Origin of the sequence: Vibrio sp. 10N.222.52.B7 (assembly GCF_041474275.1) — a bacterium.
Lineage (GTDB): Bacteria > Pseudomonadota > Gammaproteobacteria > Enterobacterales > Vibrionaceae > Vibrio > Vibrio crassostreae_C.
Window position 1 is genome coordinate 55,279 of record NZ_JBFRTU010000003.1, and the last position, 19,511, is coordinate 74,789.

General features: G+C 45.9%; 19 protein-coding genes. 4 read left to right on the forward strand and 15 right to left on the reverse strand.

Translation table 11 applies throughout. The features are described 5' to 3' along the window. Positions 1–183: 183 nt before the first annotated feature. The 5 genes from maiA to AB4512_RS01820 form a co-directional block, all read right to left on the reverse strand. Complete coding sequence (gene maiA, locus AB4512_RS01800) at positions 184–888, reverse strand: maleylacetoacetate isomerase (protein ID WP_372159057.1); 705 nt, start codon at positions 886–888, stop codon at positions 184–186. 21 nt (positions 889–909) lie between these two features. Then, positions 910–1,947 (reverse strand): fumarylacetoacetate hydrolase family protein, encoded by a 1,038-nt coding sequence (locus AB4512_RS01805; RefSeq protein WP_102332322.1) that lies wholly within the window; start codon positions 1,945–1,947, stop codon positions 910–912. Positions 1,948–1,956: 9 nt separating this feature from the next. Then, positions 1,957–3,132 carry a homogentisate 1,2-dioxygenase gene (locus AB4512_RS01810; RefSeq protein ID WP_372174235.1) on the reverse strand — a complete coding sequence of 392 codons (1,176 nt, stop codon included), beginning with the start codon at positions 3,130–3,132 and terminating at the stop codon, positions 1,957–1,959. Then, positions 3,125–4,198 (reverse strand): 4-hydroxyphenylpyruvate dioxygenase, encoded by a 1,074-nt coding sequence (hppD, locus tag AB4512_RS01815; protein WP_017067769.1) that lies wholly within the window; start codon positions 4,196–4,198, stop codon positions 3,125–3,127. Before hppD ends, AB4512_RS01810 begins: the two co-directional genes overlap by 8 nt. Positions 4,199–4,650: 452 nt before the next feature. Continuing rightward, a complete protein-coding gene (locus AB4512_RS01820) occupies positions 4,651–6,702 on the reverse strand; it encodes a DUF3466 family protein (RefSeq protein ID WP_372174237.1) in 2,052 nt (683 codons plus the stop codon). Positions 6,703–7,003: 301 nt separating this feature from the next. Here AB4512_RS01820 and AB4512_RS01825 point away from each other — a divergent pair, with 301 nt between their 5' ends. The 3 genes from AB4512_RS01825 (at position 7,004) to AB4512_RS01835 (ending at position 9,570) form a co-directional block, all read left to right on the forward strand. Further along, positions 7,004–7,249 (forward strand): hypothetical protein, encoded by a 246-nt coding sequence (locus tag AB4512_RS01825; RefSeq protein ID WP_017072318.1) that lies wholly within the window; start codon positions 7,004–7,006, stop codon positions 7,247–7,249. A 288-nt stretch (positions 7,250–7,537) separates the two neighbouring features. After that, positions 7,538–8,908, forward strand: a complete 1,371-nt coding sequence (locus tag AB4512_RS01830; RefSeq protein ID WP_372174238.1) for an ATP-binding protein — start codon at positions 7,538–7,540, stop codon at positions 8,906–8,908. After that, positions 8,905–9,570, forward strand: a complete 666-nt coding sequence (locus tag AB4512_RS01835; RefSeq protein ID WP_136974564.1) for a response regulator — start codon at positions 8,905–8,907, stop codon at positions 9,568–9,570. The genes AB4512_RS01830 and AB4512_RS01835 overlap by 4 nt, the downstream gene beginning before the upstream one ends. A gap of 75 nt (positions 9,571–9,645) precedes the next feature. Here the strand turns inward: AB4512_RS01835 and AB4512_RS01840 are convergent, their stop codons facing one another. From AB4512_RS01840 to AB4512_RS01865, 6 genes are all read right to left on the reverse strand, one after another. Beyond that, entirely contained in the window at positions 9,646–10,305 is a 660-nt protein-coding gene (locus AB4512_RS01840; RefSeq protein ID WP_372174240.1) for an HAD family hydrolase, read from the reverse strand. 1 nt (position 10,306) lies between these two features. After that, entirely contained in the window at positions 10,307–11,326 is a 1,020-nt protein-coding gene (locus AB4512_RS01845) for an ABC transporter ATP-binding protein (protein ID WP_136977780.1), read from the reverse strand. Continuing rightward, entirely contained in the window at positions 11,326–12,111 is a 786-nt protein-coding gene (locus tag AB4512_RS01850; protein ID WP_004732591.1) for an ABC transporter permease, read from the reverse strand. The genes AB4512_RS01845 and AB4512_RS01850 overlap by 1 nt, the downstream gene beginning before the upstream one ends. Further along, entirely contained in the window at positions 12,111–13,004 is an 894-nt protein-coding gene (locus tag AB4512_RS01855; protein WP_108109892.1) for an ABC transporter permease subunit, read from the reverse strand. The genes AB4512_RS01850 and AB4512_RS01855 overlap by 1 nt, the downstream gene beginning before the upstream one ends. Continuing rightward, positions 13,001–13,900, reverse strand: coding sequence for an alkaline phosphatase family protein (locus AB4512_RS01860; RefSeq protein WP_372163565.1), 900 nt, complete (start codon positions 13,898–13,900; stop codon positions 13,001–13,003). The genes AB4512_RS01855 and AB4512_RS01860 overlap by 4 nt, the downstream gene beginning before the upstream one ends. A 61-nt stretch (positions 13,901–13,961) precedes the next feature. Then, on the reverse strand, positions 13,962–15,086 hold the full coding sequence (locus AB4512_RS01865) for an ABC transporter substrate-binding protein (RefSeq protein ID WP_372138147.1): 1,125 nt from the start codon (positions 15,084–15,086) through the stop codon (positions 13,962–13,964). A gap of 211 nt (positions 15,087–15,297) precedes the next feature. Between AB4512_RS01865 and AB4512_RS01870 the strand changes: the two genes are divergently transcribed. Further along, a complete protein-coding gene (locus AB4512_RS01870) occupies positions 15,298–16,026 on the forward strand; it encodes a UTRA domain-containing protein (RefSeq protein ID WP_372174242.1) in 729 nt (242 codons plus the stop codon). Positions 16,027–16,129: 103 nt separating this feature from the next. Here the strand turns inward: AB4512_RS01870 and AB4512_RS01875 are convergent, their stop codons facing one another. From AB4512_RS01875 to AB4512_RS01890, 4 genes are all read right to left on the reverse strand, one after another. Further along, complete coding sequence (locus AB4512_RS01875) at positions 16,130–16,984, reverse strand: amino acid ABC transporter ATP-binding protein (protein WP_017065130.1); 855 nt, start codon at positions 16,982–16,984, stop codon at positions 16,130–16,132. Next, positions 16,977–17,642 carry an amino acid ABC transporter permease gene (locus AB4512_RS01880; RefSeq protein ID WP_372169814.1) on the reverse strand — a complete coding sequence of 222 codons (666 nt, stop codon included), beginning with the start codon at positions 17,640–17,642 and terminating at the stop codon, positions 16,977–16,979. The genes AB4512_RS01875 and AB4512_RS01880 overlap by 8 nt, the downstream gene beginning before the upstream one ends. A gap of 115 nt (positions 17,643–17,757) precedes the next feature. Then, a complete protein-coding gene (locus AB4512_RS01885; RefSeq protein ID WP_017066356.1) occupies positions 17,758–18,399 on the reverse strand; it encodes an amino acid ABC transporter permease in 642 nt (213 codons plus the stop codon). Positions 18,400–18,530: 131 nt separating this feature from the next. Beyond that, positions 18,531–19,397 (reverse strand): transporter substrate-binding domain-containing protein, encoded by an 867-nt coding sequence (locus AB4512_RS01890; RefSeq protein WP_065584482.1) that lies wholly within the window; start codon positions 19,395–19,397, stop codon positions 18,531–18,533. Positions 19,398–19,511: the final 114 nt, after the last annotated feature.

The following is a 19,511-nucleotide window of genomic DNA, read 5'->3' on the forward strand; positions in this document are numbered from 1 at the left end:
TCATGACTTCTCCCGTTTCATTGATACTAATCTGCACCAATAAAACTGCACACTCAATCAAGCGACTTTCCAATACGTGAAGATATTCGTATATTGCTAAATGAGCAATCAGGCTAGAACAGAATAGTCCAAAAACGGTTTTGGTAGCGTAAGGGAAAAGTATTTGCGTTTACATCAGTGAATCTACATGGAATCATTCGCATCCGCTTGATTCTCTGGCATCGCCTCAATAAAAGCGGGTAACTGATTACACGCTTCAACAATCGAGTTAATCAACGGATAAGGCGACATATCAACGCCAAAGCGCAGCGCATTATACACCTGTGGCACCAAGCAAATATCGACAATGCATGGTGAATCGGTGAGGCTATACACCGAATCACCGTGTGCTTTTCTGTGCTTTGCCAGTTTCTCTTCTAGAGCACGGAAACCTTGGTTCATCCAATGATGAAGCCAGTCCATTCTCGCCTCTTGCTCGCACGACAATTCCCGCTCCAAATACTGCAACACGCGCAGGTTGTTCAGAGGGTGAATTTCTATCGCAATATCCTGAGCCATTGCCAACGCTTGATAGCGCAATGGTGTTTGCTCTGGAATCAACAAGGAGTCTGGGCTGCTCTCACACAAATAGTTTTCGTCCAAGTATTGCAAGATCGTCAGCGACTGATTGAGTTGAACTTCACCATCCACCAGCACCGGCACTAATTCACTGGCATTGAGTTCGCGATATTGTGGATCATGCTGCTCGCCGCCATTACGCACCAAATGGACCGATTTAGACTCATAGTTGAGTTGCTTTAGGTTTAATCCAATACGCACCCGATAGGCAGCCGAAGAGCGCCAGTAACCGTAAAGTATAATGTTCTTGTTCACGATGCTCTCGCTCATACTGAAACCCTATTACGTGGATTATAGCGCTCGATACTGGCTCACTTTTTGGTCTATCGCGCCAAAAATGGAATCACCCGCCGCATCAAGCATCTCAAGCTTGATCGAGTCACCAAACGACATGAATTGAGTCGACGGTTTACCATCACGAATCGTCTCTATCATGCGTACTTCAGCAATACATGAATATCCCACACCACCTTCAGAAATCGAGGTGCCATGGTCAGTGCCTTGTTTATTAGAAACCGTGCCTGAACCTATGATCGCGCCCGCCGATAATGGTCGAGTTTTAGCTGCATGCACAACCAACTCTGCAAAATTGAAAGTCATATCTATACCGGCATTCGGACAACCAAAAGGCTGGTCGTTGTAGGTCGATATCAGCGGTAAATGTACCTTGCTGCCTTTCCACTGTTCGCCAAGCTCGTCAGGTGTGACTGCGACCGGGGAGAACGCCGAAGAAGGCTTAGACTGGAAAAAGCCAAAGCCTTTCGCGAGCTCTGCTGGAATCAAGCCACGCAGTGACACATCGTTCACCAACATCAGTAAACGAATCGAATCATGCGCTTGCTTGGCGCTGGCTCCCATTGGCACATCTCCGGTAACAACCGCAACTTCACCCTCGAAATCAATACCCCATTCGTCGCTGGCAAACTCAATATTGTCACGCGGCCCGATAAACGCATCTGAGCCGCCTTGGTACATGAGTGGATCAACCCAGAAGCTTTCTGGCATTTCAGCACCACGAGCCTTACGCACCAGTTCAACGTGGTTTACATAAGCGCTGCCGTCTGCCCATTGATAAGCGCGTGGAAGAGGCGATTCACAATACTGAGGTGCAAACACTTCACTCCCTGTGACATGTCCGTTGTTTAACGAGGTGTATAACTCTTCTAACTGAGGTGCAACGCTGTCCCAGTTATCCAATGCTACCTGCATGGTTGGCGCTAGATGCATCGCATGGAAAATTTCGGTGGCAGCTACACATTGTTTAAGATCTTTACTTACGACCATCAATAGACCGTCGCGAGTGCCATTTTTCTTGGTTGCTAATTTCATCCTTGTCCCTTACTTCTTATCGTCAGCCATGGTTTGAGAACCTGTCTCTTGCAAACCCGTGTCTTGCCAACTGTAGACATATTCTTTGTTCTCAACGCTATCGAGTTCACCAGAGAACTGCAGCGCATGGCGAGTATCGATCATCACCGCCACTTCATCGGTAAACTTCTTCTTGTGCGCTTGCCCTGCCTTAAAGGCTTTAGGGTGAGGCCCATGCGTAAACCCAGCCGGATGGAAGGTCATCATGCCCGCCTCAATGTTATCGCGACTGAAGAAGTCACCTGCGTGATAGAACAGCACTTCGTCGTAATCATCGTTGTTGTGGTAGAACGGCACTTTTAACGCCCCAGGATCGCTCTCAATCGGGCGTGGCACAAAGGTGCACACCACAAAGCCTGCGCCAACAAACGTTGTATGCGCAGAGGGTGGCAAGTGGTAGCGATGTGACATCAGCGGTCTGATATCGCGCCAATTTACTTTCACCACAGCTAGGTCGCCATGCCAACCAATTGCATCCAATGGATTGAACGGATAAGTAATAACGCTGACTTTGTCGTGGCGTTTTACCTGAACCTGAGTTTGATTTTCTGAGTACTGAACGCGGAATTGATCATTGATAGAAGGGATGTCGAGCACAGCAGGATCAAACACCGCGTGATTACCGACCATGCCTTTCTCTGGCAAGGAGTAAGCCGCGTCTGTGTTCTCAATCATCAAGATGAACATCGGCTCACTTGGCTCCAAGCGCCAATTGGTTGAGCGCGGGATCATCACGTAATCCCCTTCACTCACCTCTAAATGACCATAGTCGCAATAGAGATCTGCCCTACCTTGGTGAATGAACAGCAGCTCATCACCGTCAGAATTACGCACCAAGAAATCCATCTTCTCATCCATGCGCCACACACGGATTTTGCAGTCCGCATTGTGCAAAAGATGAGGCACCGCCCAAGGGGTTATCTGGCTAGCTTTCTCCACCAGCGTAAAATCAAAAGCGCGAGGACGTAAATCACCCTCCCACTCCGACCAACCTGTTGGGGCATGCTGGTGATGAAAGTGAGCGGCAGGGCCAAAGAATCCACTTCGGCCCGCTTCTCGCTCATAAATTGCCTCTTCGGGGAAGTCGGCGTGCGCTTGTTTAGAGCACACCCCCTCCCGATGAGGAAACGAGATCCATTTATGCATCGTCTAATACTCCTCGACGAATCTGGTCCTCTTCAATCGATTCAAACAGCGCCTTGAAGTTACCTTCACCAAAGCCTTCGTTGCCTTTACGCTGAATGATTTCAAAGAACACAGGCCCAATTACCGTCTGTGTGAAAATTTGCAGCAAGATGCCGTCTTTGGTCGGCGCGCCATCAATCAGAACCCGTAAATCGCGCAGCAGATCGGTGTCTTCACCGTGGCCCTTCACACGCTCGTCGACTTTCTCGTAATAGGTATCTGGGGTTGGCATAAAGTCCATGCCGCGATCACGCAGGGTTTTCACGGTTTTGTAGATGTCATCCGTTGCGAGCGCGATGTGTTGGATGCCTTCGCCGTTGTATTCGCGGATGAACTCTTCGATTTGTGATTTGTCGTCTGAAGACTCATTGATAGGGATGCGGATTTTGCCACATGGCGAGGTCATGGCTCTGCTCACAAGGCCTGTCAGCTTGCCTTCAATGTCGAAGTAGCGAATCTCGCGGAAGTTACCGATGCGCTCATAAAACCCAGACCAAACATCCATATTGCCTTGTTTCACGTTGTGCGTGAGATGGTCGATTTCATACAAGCCAACATTGGCTTCGGCCATGCGCTGTTCCGCATCGTCATAGAATCGGAAATCGACGTCATAGATGCTCTGCTTGCCATAACGATCCACAAAATAGAGCAGGCTTTCACCGATGCCGTAAATGGCAGGAATACTCAGCTCCATCGGCCCTATTTCTGTTTTGTACTCTTCACCACCGCCCTTAAATGCTTGCTCCATGGCAGCTGTTGCTTCATTGACACGAAAAGCCATGCCACAGACCGATGGCCCATGCACCTTGGCGAACGCTTCCGCTTGGCTGTGTGGTTGTTCATTAACGATAAAGTTGATGTCACCTTGTCGATACAGCCAAGCTTCTTTTGAGCGGTGCTTGGCTATCTCAGCAAAACCAAGTGACACAAACAGCGCTTTAAGTTGCTCTATTCCCTTGTGGTCAACGGCCGTGTATTCAACAAACTCGAATCCATCCGTGCCAAGCGGGTTGTATGTATCCACCATGAACTTTCTCCTTGTACCTATTGGTTTTGTGTTGTGTATTTTTTGTCCTTAATTAAATTTGGCCCACAAGCCGAGATAATGGAATGGGTGGAGGAAAATGGGCAATTTCGATGAAACCCTGTCAGCTTGTAAAATATTTGTTACACACAAACCATCGAGACAAGAAAGTGAGTGCTATCAAGGGATTGAAAGGTAGTGGTTTGATTTACAGAAGAAGAAGGAATGTTATTGAATTGTTACATTTGAGCTTTATGGGCTAAAGCAGAAAGAGATAAGTGTATGTTGAACGTAAAAAGAGCATCACAAAACAGGTGATGCTCTTTTAAAAAGCTTCATATCCCAATGGTATTCTCATAGGGTGAGCCATCAACTCTAACCCATTACTTTAATGGTTGATGATTGATGGTTGATGGTCAAATAGAGGTTGTTTATCTCGTGAGCACGTCATCAATTTAGGTAATCACAGAACGAGATTTTTTCAAGCGAACTGAAAGCACGGACATCAAACTGATAAGCACCAATAACCCGGTACCGGCACCACTACGTTCAACATCTTCAGCGCTATCATCACTTCTTTCAGCAATGTCTTCACTTGTTGCTCCAGATATCGGGATAAGTTTCACAGCCACCACCCTCTCGTCACCTACTCCATCATTACAATATGCAAAGTGCGCGGTTGAATCATAAGCCATAGAAGAGGAGCTACTTTCACTCGCAAAACATTGTATTGCCGTCCCTGAGATAACACCCGCATCATTAATGTCGGTTGCGTCCAATATTCTAAAGTGGTTGTTGGCATCACTGTAGTCACCACCGTTAGTTAGGTCGTCTAACCACCAAGCTTGATCATTATATCTTGCACGTCTATCAGCATCGGTACCAGTGTCGTTATAAGGGAAAATGAAGCCGCGATGCCTTCTTTCATGTCCGTCTACTTCAGCGTGAGTTTCGGCGTCAACATAGCCAACGATTTCATTGTAGCTGTTGATCTCACTTGCTTTTCCCTCTGCACTGTCAAAGAAAATGTCTTCACCTAAACTTGCGAAGAATGTGGCTGTTGGCGTTGTGTCATTCGCATCAGCGACGAACATACGATTATCAGACACACGATCCGACGGATAATCACCATCTCGTTTTGCATAACCAATAACCATCATGTTTTCATTAATGTCTGTTGCGACAGAATTACTGTGAATGTATGAATCACTAACTTCTACCGTCGCATTAGCGATAAATGTAGTCGTCCAAGCATTTTCCGAAACGCTGAAATTTGACGTACTGCTTGGCCTAAACACAGCAGCCTGCATAAGAAAGTTATCTGAATCATCTAGTTCCGTATTGTAACCAACTAAAACAGGATAAGAGCTATATGTCCCTCTAGACGAAATCGTTGCAGCCCTCACACTCGCTTGTGCTGAAGCTTCATCATCGTTGTAAGAGTAATAGGTCGAACTGGTTTCCCAATCGGATACTGCAAAACGGTTTCCATCATCATTGGGACCATTCGCATCGGTTATATTCCAGACAAAAGCTCGATTAGCAAAAGCAAAGTTCTGACACTCTGGATATAAAGCAGGCTCAATATCTTCATCGATACAATTATCTAGATCCTCAGCATCACTGTCGGATGTGTACGGAGAGTCATAATCTTTGTATCCATCACTGTAATAAAAAGTCGCAACGGACGCGCTTCCGACCACATAGCTTTCCCCTCCATAACTGAAAGAGTCAAAAGCCATCGTTCTTCCCATTTGGGATATTATATTCGCTTCGCCGTCAGCATCGCTGATCGTAATGCTGGTATCGGCTTCAGGTTGGAGAACCGTAAATTCAGTGCCTGTATCGTAGTAACCACGCTGCCTATACAACTGAATATATTGGTTGTTATAACTGTAGTAACCACTGCTGGTGTTACCAAGAACAAAACCATTCTCGTCAACTTTAGTGATGACCTTCTCCTCTGTTCCATCAACAAAGGAATAACTATAACTGCTCACATCAGGTGGGTTACTGCCAACATCGGGGATCTCACTTAATGAGTAAGAGTCATAAAAAGCCGTGGAATTCGTCTGATAGCTCAGCCCGTAATACGCATCACGCTCATTTTTCAAGCCTCCAATGCCCGCATCATCATCATCGCCATACCACAATAAAGAACTCCAAGCTTCACAAGTCGCGTAGCCAAGTTCGCTCGTGCAGTAGCTATAGATATCGTCATAATCCAAATAGTAGAACGTGTTATCGATACCAAAGGGGACCTCCTCTTTAAAGGAAAAACCTGGTTCTGCATTTTGAGCTTCCCCTGCGAATGCGTAGTCGGTGTCACCACAACTGGTACTAAAGCAATCCGTTGTACCAAGCTCTGGTTCAACTGCGACCCCATACACCGATTCAGTTTCTACTGGTGATTCCTCCAAAACCACCCTATAAAGCGCAGCGTTACTATAAGAAGCAACCAACAACGTAGAAGAGACAACGACTGATTTTTTTACCATTGCCTTCATTCTACGGCTCCTAAAAAATAATCCATTTCAATACCAACGATAGCTTTCTGCCTTTATTGCTAAAGGCATTAAATTCATGAGTTCAATAGTGGACTAGGATAAAAATAGAAAATGTGGAAACTATGTAGAAACAATGGAGGTTTAAACAACCTGACTTGATGGGCTGATGATCTGATGCTCTTATAAAGTTAAGCGCTAACTTTCATCTCCTAGATTTATCCATTTTCTCTGCTAATTTGATCGCTAACCTATTTGCGTCAAAGAAATACACTTATATTTGGTTACGAATAGGAATTAAATTATGAACAAAATCACGACAGCATTACTTTTACTGACATCGACATTCGCGCTTCAAGCGTGTGCTGAAAGCCGTGAAGGCCCAAGAGAAATGCCAAGCTTTGAAGAAATGGATGCAAACGGTGATGGCGAATTACAATTAGAAGAGCTCAGAGGTCCACTCGCCGATGACTTTGATAAACTAGACGCAGATGGAAGCGGTGGTCTATCGGAAGAGGAAGTTCCGCCACCACCACCAAGACGTCAATAATGGTTAGAGGGTTATCCTAAAATAGTGATAATTCAATGCGAGCTGATGGGGTATAGCACCCTGTCAGCTCGCTATTCATTTCTAACAAAAGAGTGCTTATACATGGCCTAAGATGAATAAAGAAATCAATGTCCATATTTCCCACACGATCGAGGGCTAATATTGGTTTATCTCATTTTATTGTCTTAACTCACTCTATCGTCTTAATTCACTTTAATTTCTGGAGAGAACGTGCGCATATCAATTTTCACCAAACTGTTTGTTTCAATACTAATGGTGTGCGTGACCATGCTCTTTGTACTGACCTATTTTATTAACTCCAGTTTTCAAAGAGGGCTCCAAGATTTCACAAATAATAATGAGATTGCCCTAGCTCAAGAACTCGCCAATAACTTAAAGCAATATTACTCACCTTCCGAAAAATGGAGGCGGCTAGAGCGTGAACCACATTTAATCGCCAGTAGCATTGGCGGCCCCTCACGACCACATCCTCGTGACAGACACCCATCGCCACCACCATTAAGAGAGCCGGAAGCGCCAGGCCTTCAACCTATTTGGCAACGACTCAACATTTTAGATCAAGACGGGCGAGCCATAATTGGACCGCCTGAAAACCTACATCACCTTGAAGATGGTCAGCATCAAGCGCTAGTCGAAATAACACTGGATGATCAAGTTATTGGGTATATCTCCATCGTCCAGATGGATGAAATATCAGGGCCTTTAGCAGAAAGCTTTTTCAAACAACAAACGACGCATGTAAGCACTATCGCATCGATTACCGTGTTGCTTTCATTCCTTATCGCTTTGTTTCTTGTTAGGCGATTTTTGAAACCATTGCGTGCTTTGTCGAAAGGTGCCAAATCTATCGAAAATGGCGATCTCGATTTCTACATTAAAAAAAGCGGCAATGATGAATTGTCCGATCTCATCGGAATATTCAACGGTGTTGTCGAGACACTAAGAAAACAGAAAACACTTAGAGAACAGTGGTTATCAGATATTTCACATGAACTTAGAACGCCTATCACCGTGCTTAGAAGTGAACTAGAGGCGCTACAAGACGGTATTCGATCACCTGAACCAAAATACATCGACTCGTTACATCAACAAATCATCACACTGGGTCAACTCGTTGAGGATCTTCACCAACTCTCCCTGTATGACATCGGATTTAACCTCAATGTTAAAAACAACGTTGATATAGATAAACTGATTGATTCTGTGATCGTTCAAAACTCGATCCGTTTAGAACAAAAAAACATCACATTAACAAAGCACTATGACCATTCGGCGCCACTGTTTACCTCGTGTGATGAGAGATTACTGACACAACTGTTTGTGAATCTGTTGGAAAATAGCGCACGATACACTAGCGATAATGGGCATGTATCGATAGATGTTACCGACATTAGTGATAGTATTATTATCAACGTTGAAGACAGTGATCCAGGTGTACCTGATGCATCACTTCCACGTTTATTTGAGAGGCTTTACCGCGTTGATAAATCGCGCAGTCGCTCAAGTGGCGGTTCTGGACTTGGCTTATCTATCTGTAAAAATATCGTTGAAGCGCACCAAGGACACATTACTGCCGACCACTCAGAATTGGGTGGACTACGAATCATCATAGCGTTACCAAAGGAAATAAAATCGTGATTTTAGTCGTCGAAGATGAGCCTGCATTAGCAAGTGTACTGTGTGAGTACTTAGAGCACTCTGGCCTTGAAAGTCATCATATTATCGATGGTAACCTTGTCATTGACTGGGTAAAGCAAGCATCGCCTAAACTCATTATTCTCGACCTCATGCTACCCAATCGAGACGGGTTGGATATTTATCGAGAGCTGAGAACGTTCAGTGACATCCCAGTGGTTATGGCGACAGCCAAGGTCGAAGAGATTGATCGACTCGTTGGGCTTGAACTGGGTGCAGATGATTATATATGTAAGCCGTACAGCCCGAGAGAAGTGGTTGTGAGGGTGAAAAATATTTTGCGCCGTTCCAACAAGCCCCAAGCCACGTCACCAACGAACGCCATTGATATTGATGAATTGAGTATGACCGCTGTCCTATGTGGTATTAAGCTAAGTTTAACGCCAGCTGAGTTTCGGCTTTTGCACCTTCTCTATCAAAATGTTGGCCGCATTTATAGTCGCGATCAATTGATTGATAAAATCTACGACGATAGAAGAGTGGTCAGTGATCGCACTATCGATAGCCATATTAAAAACTTACGCAAAAAAATGGTCTCGATAAATGAAAAATGTGACTACATCAAATCCATTTACGGGATAGGTTACAAACTAGAAATAGAATAATACGAATCAAAAAGCCGCTGTAGTCAGCGGCTTGATGAGTTCTAGAACGAACCTAATTCGAATATAAGATTCAATTTAATCCCAGTTGAGAATCGACCAGTTCGGTTGTTCAGCTAACGCTTTTAAACGCGGACATGGGTTCACCAGATAGGCAAAATCGGCGTGTTCACACAAAGGTAAGTCGTTGATTGAATCGGTATAAAAGTGGATATCTGAATAGTTGGTTTCTTGATTGTCTAACCACTCTTTTAAACGCGTCACTTTGCCTTCACGGTAGCTTGGCACACCTGATATTTGAGAAGTAAAACGGCCTTGGTTTTCAATCAAATCAATACCGAGTGCGTTCTCAATACCAATCTTACGGCCGACCGCTTCCACTAAGAAAGTCACGCTGGCAGAGATGATCAGCATATCAATATCATCATTCTCAAGCTGCTCAATCAAAGGTTTTGACTGCTTGAACTGTTTAGGCAGAATATGCTGTTCAACACACTCTTCCACCAACGCAGTCACTTGCTCTGTTGGCATATCGGCTAATGGCTGCATGGAAAACGTGAGGTAATCTTCCATGTTCAGTTTGCCTTCCGAATACAGGCCCATTAAGCGTTTATCTTCTTCAATAAAGTTGGGCGCAGTGGCAATGCCCTTTTCAACCAAGAATTCATTCCATAGCATCGCGGCATCGGCATTGATCAGTGTTTCGTCCATATCAAATACATACAAAGGTTTGAACATCTTAGGCTCTCACAGGTTGAATTTCGTTAAGGTTAAACAGGAGTTCAAGTTGGCTGCCGTTTGCCAACAGTCGTTCAGAAGAACGGTTAAGTAGGTCGACCGTTAATTCACACTCATCAACGTCCACTTGGTAGCGAATCACGTTGCCCAACAGCTGGTGGTTACGAATGGTGCCGGTTTTCGGCGCAGAGATATGTTCGCCATATTGTCGGCCTTGCTCTTTCACGTAGATAGATTCAGGTCGAATCGCCACTTTCCATTCTGTTTCAATATTGAAGAGTTGCTTGGCTTTGTTCGCTTGCACCAGATTATAGTGCCCCATGAACCCAGCCACAAATTCATTGGCAGGTTGAGTGTAGATCTCTTCGGGTGTCCCCGCTTGTACGATCTCGCCTTTGTTCATCAAGAAGATGCGGTCAGACATGATCATCGCCTCTTCTTGATCGTGGGTCACGAAGATCGTGGTCAGGTTCATCTCTTTTTGAATATCTCGGATCTGTTGGCGTAGGTGCTTTCGGATCTTCGCATCCAACGCCGAAAGCGGCTCATCAAGTAGCAGAATACGCGGCTTGACCACCAAGGCTCTTGCCAAGGCCACACGCTGACGCTGACCGCCCGATAACTGATGCGGGTAGAACTTTTCTTTGCCCGTTAAGTCCACCAGCCCAATCACTTTCGCGACTTCGCGCTTAATCTCATCGGCGGCAAGCTTTTTCATCTTAAGGCCAAACGCAATGTTGCCTTCAACCGTCATGTTTGGGAACAGCGCATAAGATTGAAACACCATGCCGATACCACGCTGTTGTGGCACTTGGTGAGTAATCTCTTCGCCGTTGACCCAGATCTCGCCACCATCGACAGGATTCAGGCCAGCCAAGCTGCGCAGCAGAGTCGATTTACCACAGCCACTAGGGCCAAGCAGAGTAATGAATTCGCCCTTCTCGATTGAAAATTCAATATCTTCAAACACCGTGTTGTCACCAAAGCGCTTGGTGAAGTTTTTCGCATTTACATAGCTCATTATTTTGTTCCCTGGCTGAAACGACTTGCCAACCAAGTCAGTAAGAAAATAAACAGGAAGTACGTCATCACTAGGGCTGACGTGAAGTGGCCGCTGGTTTGACGCATGTTGTATAGGTAGATTTGCAGTGTCTCGTAACGTGTACCCACCAAGATGTTGGCGAACACGAACTCGCCCAATAGGAACGAGAACGACAAGAACAATGACGCCATTAAGCCTTTCTTAAGGTTTGGCAGAATAATCAACAAGAACGCCTTGGTGGTACTTGCACCGAGCAGATGTGCTGCATCCATCAAGTCATGCAAGTTAATCGCTTCAAAGCTGTTGGCAATCGCGCGGTACATGAATGGCAGCGCGATGGTGAAGTAAGTACCAATCAAAATCCACGGCGTGCCTATCAGTGAGATTTCGCTGTCTGCATACAGCTGAAGCAAGCCGACTGACGACACTACTGGCGGCACCGCGAACGGCAATAAAATCAGGATATTCATCACCTTGTCGAGTTTCGGGAAATAGTAAAACACAACGAAAATCGCAGGCAAGACCAACACCACACTCAATGACAGTGCTGCCACACAGATAAACAGTGAACGACCAAAAGCTTGTAAGAAGCGAGGATCGGTCAGCAGGTTGATATACCAATCTAACGTGAAGCCATCCGGCAGGATCGTTGCGCCCCAACGAGAAGAGATTGAGTAAATAAAGGTCGCTAAGATCGGGATCATCATGATGCCGACAATCGAATAGACAACCGTTTTATGAAAACGAGTATTGACGGTGTTCATTACTTTCTCTTCCCTGCGTAGCTTTTGCTGATCAGCCATTGGTTAATCACGGTGATGAAGGCCAGCATCGCCATCAGAATCACTGAAATTGCCGCGGCTAGGTTTGGTTCTAGGAACAAGTCGCCCGATACCAAGCTCGCAATTCGAATCGTAATCACGTTGTAGTTGCCCGAGGTCAACGCATACACACTTGCGTAGGCGCCAATCGCGTTAGCAATCAAGATGATAAAGGTGCCGAACAAAGCCGGAGATAACACAGGCAGCGCGATTTTGGTCCAGTATTGCCAAGTTTTCGCGCCAAGCAGTGCCGAAGCGGCTTGCCAGTCGTCACTCAGAGCATCAAACGCTGGATAGAGCAACAACACCGCCAATGGGATCTGGAAGTAGATGTAAATCGCCAGCAAGCCCCACTTGCCGTAAAGGTCGAAATCACCCAGCAATCCATACTGCTTGAGCAACAAGGTAATCGCACCGTTGGTCCCAAGGATGATGATGAAAGCGAAAGACAACGGAACGCCAGAAAAATTACTGCTCATGTTGGTGAAAGCAATCACCGCATCGCGGATTTTAGAATCAACGCGGCGCAGTGAAGAAACGAGCAAAGTCGCAATCGCTAAGCCAACAATGCTCGACCAAATCGACAACCATAAACTGTTGCCAAAAGCCTGCATCATAAAGGCAGAATCGAACACTTCAGCGTAGTTTTCGAGAGAGAGTTCGTCGTCATAGAAGAAGCTGTTGATCAGCACCCAAACCATAGGTGCCAGTTGGAACAGATAGAAAAACAATGCGAAAGGCGCAAGCCACAAAGCAGGCTTGAGGCGTTGAAACAAAGATTTGGTTTTAGGTTGAAGCGCAGAGCCACCGCTCTGCGTGATTACAGAACTGCTCATAGGGCCAACAATTCCTGAGTGTAAGATTTATCGTGTTCAAGGTTGAGTAACTGACAGACGCTGCCGCAGATATCGGTCTGTTTCACTGAACATTCTTGGTGTGTAAACTTATCGCCAATCACAAAGAAAGGCACTTCACGCTCTTCAGGCAGAATGCCACCATGAGACAAGTCATTGTTCATACCGTGGTCACTGGTGATGATCACCTGATAACCATCGTCTACCCATTTCTCAAGATAGTTTGATAGGTAAATATCTGCGCCACGTGCACTGTTGCGGTACTGGCGAGAATCTAGCCCATGCTTGTGTCCCATATCGTCAATGTTCATTGGGTGAATCAATAAGAAATCAGGCTGATGAGTCACGCGCAAGTGCTCTGCATCCAAGAACAAGGCTTCATCTGGGTAGTGGTCCCAATGGTAGAAACAGCCGTGTTGGATGTTCATGGTTTCATCGTTGGTGAAACGGTCACGTACTGCATCATATGGCGCTCGGTTATATAACTCGCTCACCCAATGGTAAGCCGCAGCTGCCGTCACTTTGTTCTGCGACTTCGCCAAGCTAAATACCGACTCGTGATTCGATAAACGCACGATTTGGTTGTTGACGATGCCACTCTCGACAGGGCGAACACCGGTCAGAATGCACTCATACAGTGGACGGGAAATAGATGGCAGCTCACACTGCACAGGGTAAAGCGTGGCGCGCAGCTTATTTTTTTGCGTGCTTTGCGAAGTGCCCTGTTTACTGTACGAATCGCCCTGTTTTGTCTGCAAATCGCCCTGTTTCTCATACATATCACTTTGCTCTAGAAGACCGTTCAGGTAGCCCATGCAATCACGGGCTACCTGATAGTTCAGTCCATCTAGAACAACAAGGATAACCTTATTGCTCATGGTCTATTCTCTATTGCTTGTTTCTATAAGCCACCTATTGAAGGTGGTGTGTTAAGCGGGGTTATTGCTGGTGAATCAATACGCTTTCTTGCCATTGACGTGGCAGGCGACGTGCTGATTTTTCCCATGCTGAGAAGTCAGTCACTGGGTGAACGTTGCTGTATTCATCGTTTGAGATCAGCTTGTCTTGTACTGATTGAGGTAGCGTAACGCTGCTACGGATTGGGCGCGCGTAACCTTCTGCTAGGTTGATTTGGCCTTGGTCGCTGAAGATGTATTCACGAGCCAACTTCGCCGCGTTCGGGTTTTGTGCGTATTTGTTAATGATGGTGGTGTAACCAGAAATCACTGAGCCATCTTGTGGAATGCTGACGGTAAAGCGCTCACGGTCGATCTTATCGCGGTAGTTCAGTGCGTTGAAGTCCCACATGATTGCCACTTCCACTTCGCCTTTTTCAAGATTCGCGATGCTTGGGTCGGTGTAAGACAGACGGCCTTGCTTCGCTAGCTCACCAAAGAATTTAATCGCCGGTTTTAGGTTTGACTCGTCACCGCCATTAGCAAATGCTGCCGCTAGAATTGCGTTGTTTGCTTGTGCTGCTACACCTACATCACCGACTGTGACTTTGTAGTCGCCTTCTAGTAGGTCACTCCAAGATTTTGGGGCATCTTCAACAAGGTTGTTGTTTGAAATGAACGAGATAGTACCTGTGTAAGCCAGAGCCCAATGACCATCTTTGTCTTTTGCCCAGTCTGGAATGTCATTCCAAGTAGTTGGTTTGTATGGCTGAGTGACGTTTTTCTTTACAGCCACACGTGCGAATGCGAAACCCACATCACCAATATCAGCGGTTGCGTTTTTCTTCTCTGCTTCAAATTTCGAGATCTCTTGCGCCGAGCTCATATCGGTATCCTGATGCTTCAAACCGTAGTTTGCTTTCAGGTCAGTCCATGTGCCTTTCCAGTTTGCCCAACTGTCTGGCATACCCACACTGTAAACTGCACCCTCTTTTTGAGCGGCTTCAATCAGTGACTCAAGATCAGCATCCTTCGCCATCGCTGGCATTGAAAGTGTTGCCGTAAGTCCTGTTACACCAATCAATTTAGCGGTTGTGCCTATTAGCTTTGTAGATGAACCCATAAGTTTGGCTGGCGATACAGTTGAACGGCTAAGCAAAGTTTTCATTGTCTCTATCCTTCTGGACTAGGTCAGTAAGTTCGTTTTGTATGCTATAGCCGGAATGTGACGGTTTGCCGCAAGTTATTTGACAGTTCGAGTGCATTTACGTGGCAGTTATATTTCACTCATATGACAATAAGCCATTGTTTACTGTCACATTCCTGTTAACTCCATGGTTTACCTTATTAAGCACACGAACTTATGGACTAGATCAGTAATGAGAACATTGGGCACCGGACAATCAGGGACACAGTTAGGAAGAATTAAGGCGAGTATTCGAGAGCAGCTTCAATCAGGTATCTTCATTGAAGGGCAAAAACTGCCATCAGAAAGAAACCTTAGCGAACTGTTTTCCACCACACGAATCACGCTCAAAGATGCGTTGGTGTCTCTGGAAACCGAAGGTTTGATATACCGAGAAGAGCGCCGAGGCTGGTATGTATCACCCGAACGTGTTCGCTACAACCCGCTGTCTCGCTCTCACTTTCATCAAATGATTCGCGAACAACATCGTATTGCAGAAACCAAGTTGCTCAGCACCCGTACAGAGATGGCGACAGGCGATTACGCCAAAGCATTAGAGATAGAGCAGATAACGCCAATACACGTGATTGAGCGCTTGCGTTTTATTGATGGTAGAGCAGTGCTGTTTGTTGAAAATGTACTGAAAGCGCCCTTATTTGATGGTGTCTTGTCGGAAAACCTCACCATGTCACTAACAGGCATCTACCGAGAAAAATACGGCTACGAGACCCAACGCTCGCGTTTTGATGTAATTCCCACTTCAGCCCCAGCCTATGTCGCTAAGGCGCTAAATTTGGCTGAGGGTCAACCGGTGCTGAAGATCTGCCGTGTGAACTACAAGCAAGATGGCGAGTTGATGGACTGCGAACTGGAATACTGGCGACCAGACTCAGTAGTGATCCACATTGATAGCATTGGCTAGTACCACATCCTCTTAATGCGGTAGCAACACAAATACAAAAACTCCGACTGATTCAGTCGGAGTTTTTTAACAATCAAACATTAAGGTGCGCGAATCATCTAGCTCATGAATCAAGCTTGAGGAACTTCCTTACCCTTGTTGAATCTGGGTTAGTGAAGAACTTCTCAGGGTTGGATTTCTCAATCAAGATGCCCTTCTCAAGGAATACCACCTGATCCGACACCTGACGCGCGAATTCCATCTCATGAGTCACCACCACCATGGTGTAACCCTCTTGCGATAGCTTCTTCATTACCAGTAACACCTCTTCGACCAATTCAGGGTCGAGCGCGGAGGTTGGCTCATCAAACAGCAATACATCCGGTTCCATCGCGAGAGCTCTGGCAATCGCGACACGTTGCTTTTGCCCACCCGATAACATGCTGGGGTAACTCTCTAGTTTGTGTGACATCCCAACCTTGTCGAGTTGCTTACGAGCCATCTCCTCGGCGTCTGATTTCGCTATCTTCTTAACATGAACCAGCGCTTCCATGACGTTTTGCAACACGGTGAGATGCGGCCATAAGTTGAAGCTTTGGAAAACCATTCCAAGACGCTCTCGAAGTTTCGCCAACTCTTTGTATTTGAGTGGCTTACCCGTTTCAGAGTTGATACCAATACGCTCATCACCCATAAAAATCGTGCCGCGCTCTGGCTGTTCTAGCCAATTCATGCAACGCAGTAGCGTCGATTTCCCCGACCCAGACGAACCGAGAATACTCACCACATCGCCTTTGTTGATGTTGAGGTTGATGTCTCGCAGTACTTCGATGCCATCAAACTGTTTCGACAGGTTTTCAACCTTAATGATCGTCTCTCGTTCTTCCAATAGTGGTTCGCACTCAATCACTTCCAAATTCACGCCCAAAGAAGGGTTAATCGGTGCTTCCGTTTCAATAATCTCTGATTGTTTAAGCATGGCTAAGCCCTCTAAGTTCAACTTTGGTTTGGATTCGTTTGGTGATGGTTTCAAGTGCAATACTCACGGCCCAGTAGAGCGCGATAGCAATGATGAACGCATTCAATGGGATGAAGTAGGTTGATTGAATGCTGTTGGCGGCCGCGGTAATTTCTGCGACGGTGATGATGCTAAGAAACGCAGTGTCTTTTAAGCAGATGATGAGTTGGTTCGTGATCAGTGGAACCGACTTAAACAACACATTTGGGGTAATAACTCGGGTAAATGTTTTGAATTTAGAAAAGCCATAAGCGTGCGCCGCTTCGATGTAACCAGGCTCTAACCCCTTACGAACACCTCGGAAAATCTCACAGAAATACGTACCATGATAGAGGCTGAGTGCGATGATTCCCGCAGTCACTGCATCTAGTCGAATGCCAACCTGAGGCAAACCGTAATAGAGCAGATAGGCTAAAATCAGAAACGGTAAGGTGCGCATCATGCCTATCAAACTGTTGATGGTGTACTTAACACCGAGTCTCGAGTTTTCGAGACAGTACAACAAACCAATGCCTATGACGAAACTCAAGATTGAAGACGAAACAAAAAGATAAAACGTGGTCACAAAACCAGAAGCAAACAGCTCTTTTTGTTGCCAGATAATATTCCATTCTTCCATATTTACTCCTTAAATTTACCCACTCAATGACGCTTCACAAGCAGGTAAATGGTGTAGCTGACCAAGTAGTGATGACGGCCAAACTGTTGCTGCTACTGTAAACAGATGTATGCACTTATTGCTGCAGATAAGTGGCTCGGTTTTCAGCCACAGCTTGCAACTTCACCAACACGCCAATAATCAACATGTAAATGGCACCGGCACATAGAATCGGCCCAAGTGGTTCATAGGTAACCGCAGAGATTCGATTGGTGACACGAGTTAGGTCGACGATGCCGATCACCGCAATCGCTGGGCTGCCTTTGATTAAGAACGACATCTCATTGACTAGCGCTGGTAGGCTCATGATCACCATTTGCGGGAACATGATGCGGCGAAAATAAGTGATACGTCTCATACCAATGGCTTCTGCCGCTTCCATTTGTCCTTTTGAAAAGTTAAGAAAGGCATTGCGCCAAATCTCTGCATTGAATGCCGATGTATTGAGTGTGAGAGCTAAAATAGCAGAAACGTGTTTATCTAAATTGATGCCAAATGACGGAAAAGAAAGGAAAATAAACAGAGCCAGTGTCACCAAAGGCGTTGCTCGTGCCCAGCTGACATAGATACCCAACATTTGATCCACAAACGGGATTTTCATCATTCTAACTAAGGCAATCATTAGGCCGATGACGACACCTAATACAATCGATACTGCCGATATCCATGCCGTTGCCCACGCGCCCTGTAGCAACTGTTCCCAAGCGTAATAATCCATAAACGACCTCTTTGATCAGCGACTTCTTTCGATAGATTGTGCGCCAATGACTCATGGGTTAAACCGCTTTGAACCCATTGGCATGGACACAAACAGCCGTTAACTGTTTGTGTCGGCGCATGCTTATTCATCTATTGAACGGCTGTTAGCTTGTGATACTGCTCAACCGAAGTGATGGCTTCTGAAGGGAGTTGGTCGAACGATTCACCGAACCACTTCTTCTGCAACTCTGCCATTTTTCCTGTTTGCTCAAGGTGTAGGAAGAATTCCGTTAGGTAAGCCAAAAGCTCAGGATTATCTTTAGGAACTGGCCAGCTAACGAAACCTGGGCCAGAGACTGCTTCGCCTTTTTTGAATACCTTTGACTTCGACTTCACTACCTCGTTAACTGAAACCACACTGTTGATCACATAGTCTATTCGGCCGATTGCCAAGTCGGAATACGCTTCTGGGTAGGATTGATACTGCACCACTTTACCCAAAGATTTGCCTTGTGCTTCGAGCATCACTTCGAGCTCTGGAAGCCTTTCTAGCAAAGCACTGCCCGCTTGTAAGCCCACTGTTTTTCCATCTAAATCGGCTACCGTATTAATATCTTCCGCGTCAGCTCTGGTTAAGAAGTAATGCTGCGCTGAAGCGATAGGTGGAGTGAAATCAAAGGCCTTCAAGCGAGCATCGGTAATGATCGCGCCAGTTAACGCCACATCATATTGACCCGCAGATACCGAAGCGAGTAGTCCTGTCCAAGGTAAGATCTCTTGTTCGATATCGAACTTCGAATATTCACGTAACTCATCAAGCAAATCTTTGTTAATCCCCGCAGGCTTACCGCGGTCGATATAGTTGAATGGAGAGTAGTTGTCTTCTGTCGCCACTTTCATGAAGCCTTGCTTTTCGATGGCTGCAAGCTCCGATGCTTGTGCGACTCCAAAACAACCCAGTACAACTGTCGCTGCCGCTGTTGAAACCCATGCCTTCATCGTCATTCCCTGTTTCATACGCTTTCCTTATCGAGATTATTTGCCTGCCTTTACTTTATGAACGGAATGCATCGGAGACGTAGAGCCAATTTAATTTTCAGGTTGGGACAGAACGATTTTCTAGTTTGGGAC